2 protein-coding genes are annotated in these 1,817 nt (G+C 52.7%); both read left to right on the top strand.

Features of this window, described 5'->3' with window-relative positions; translation table 11 throughout:
* A partial coding sequence (locus E8P82_RS14885) for a transposase family protein (protein ID WP_136455833.1) occupies nucleotides 1-331 on the top strand: 331 nt, incomplete at its 5' end.
* 223 nt (nucleotides 332-554) lie between these two features.
* Nucleotides 555-1,763 (top strand): P-loop ATPase, Sll1717 family, encoded by a 1,209-nt coding sequence (locus E8P82_RS14880; protein ID WP_136455832.1) that lies wholly within the window; start codon nucleotides 555-557, stop codon nucleotides 1,761-1,763.
* The last annotated feature ends 54 nt before the right edge of the window (nucleotides 1,764-1,817 follow it).

Genomic DNA, 1,817 nt, shown 5'->3' with positions numbered 1-1,817 from the left:
AGGGGCCACCCACGACATCACCGCCGCCGGTAAGCACTGCCTCGGCGCGCTCTACCCAGCCGCCGCTGCAGGGCTACCCACACTGGCGGACAAGGGCTATCAAGGCGCCGGCATCGGAGTACACACGCCGATCAAGGGCCACAACCTCGACAGGGACAACCGGGCATACAACGCCCTGCTGACCCGACTGCGCGCCATCGGCGAACGCGCCAACGCGCTGCTGACACAACGCTGGACGACCCTGCACCGCATCACCCTCTCACCCTCACGAATCGGAGATATCACCGCCGCCGCTCTCGTACTCACCACTCAAGAGCGCGGAGCCCGATGAGAAAACCTCACTGTTTCGAGTACACCCTCTGACCCCCTACTTCGATGACCAGTAACGAAGACTGGTACCCAGCGATCGGTTGTAGCTACTTGCGCTCCAGTTCGACTTTCTCGCAGTCGCTCACCGCGTCACGGCAGATCGGGAATGGAGGTGGATGAATAAGGAGCGGCCGAAGGGCTTACGTCCATGGTGCACTCGAGTCAGCTGCGTGTAGTCTCCTTCCATGCCGTCCAACCTCCCCGCTTTAAGAGATCTTCACTTCGGCCTACTCGATGCAGGCGAGGAAGCGATGGACGAACCATTGCTCCTTACGAATGGCTACTACGACTACAACAATGCAGCGTACAATGCCATGCAGGGACACATATGGTTAATAATCGGACCTAAAGGATCGGGTAAGTCGGCTGTGCTTGAACATATTCGATTGTCTTGGCAGGATCGCTGCGACCGATTCTTTTCGTACTGGAATCTAAGCGCCTTCCCTATAACAGACGTCACCACTATAAGTTCAGGTCAAAGTTCCGGCGGATCTCGAGCTCAAGCTTCTTGGGAGTTCCTTCTCTGGCTGCGTATTGCAGAATCTCTTAGCACGGACCATGGGATCACCTCAAAAAATTCCTTCCCAGTAATGATCAAGGCACTGAAAGAAAGGGGCTTTATCAAGGGTGACTGGTTGTCTAAAGTAACACGGTGGACCGGTGGAACGCTTAAGATAGATGCCAAAGTGTTAGGCCTCGAAAGTAACTTTGAGCACGTGATGATTACCCCACTGGAGATGAGTTCATATATAAAGTCTCAGATACTTGATGTCACGACGGATAGCAGGCATATCGTTTCAATCGATGGTCTTGATTCATTTTTCTTTGAAGCGAGCGACGAATGGTCCTCACTGTCGGGTTTAATGCAGGCTATCAGTAGTGTGAATAAAGCTTTGACGAGCGTTGGACTGCCTATAAACATTGTTACAGCCGTTCGCTCAGATATCTTGGACGTTCTCCCTGGGCCCGAGATAAATAAGCTGAAGAACCACTCGGTATATCTGGATTGGCACAAAAATGGAATTGGTGCGAAAAATGAGCTTTGGAATCTAGTTAGCAGGAAAGCTTCTGCGTCGAAACCGGAGATCAAAAATATTGTTAACCAGTACTTGGGTAAACCATTCGCTAAGGGCCCTCATAGCGACATGTCAGAATATCTGCTTGATAACACGAGGTTGTTGCCTCGTGATTTAGTCGCGATGCTGGTGGAGCTACAAAAAGCGTTTAAGCGGCCGGGCGAGGTCCCGCAGGCGAACGCTATTACGGCAGTCCAGAAATATTGCTCCGAGTATTTCGTGGGTGAGATTTTTGATAATTTAGCGGGGGTTTTGCGGCTCATCGTAATTGAGAGTGCGGGCGGGGTGGCCGGTGTGGGCGCGTCGGTCACGGGATAGGCGTCGAGGCCTTCCGATGATGGAAGTTCCTACACTGCCCATCCGAAAGGCCTC

It is taken from the genome of Arthrobacter echini (assembly GCF_004803505.1).
GTDB classification, from domain to species: Bacteria; Actinomycetota; Actinomycetes; order Actinomycetales; family Micrococcaceae; genus Arthrobacter_D; species Arthrobacter_D echini.
The sequence above is the reverse complement of the archived record's forward strand: the minus strand, read 5'-3'. Positions and strand labels throughout refer to the sequence as shown.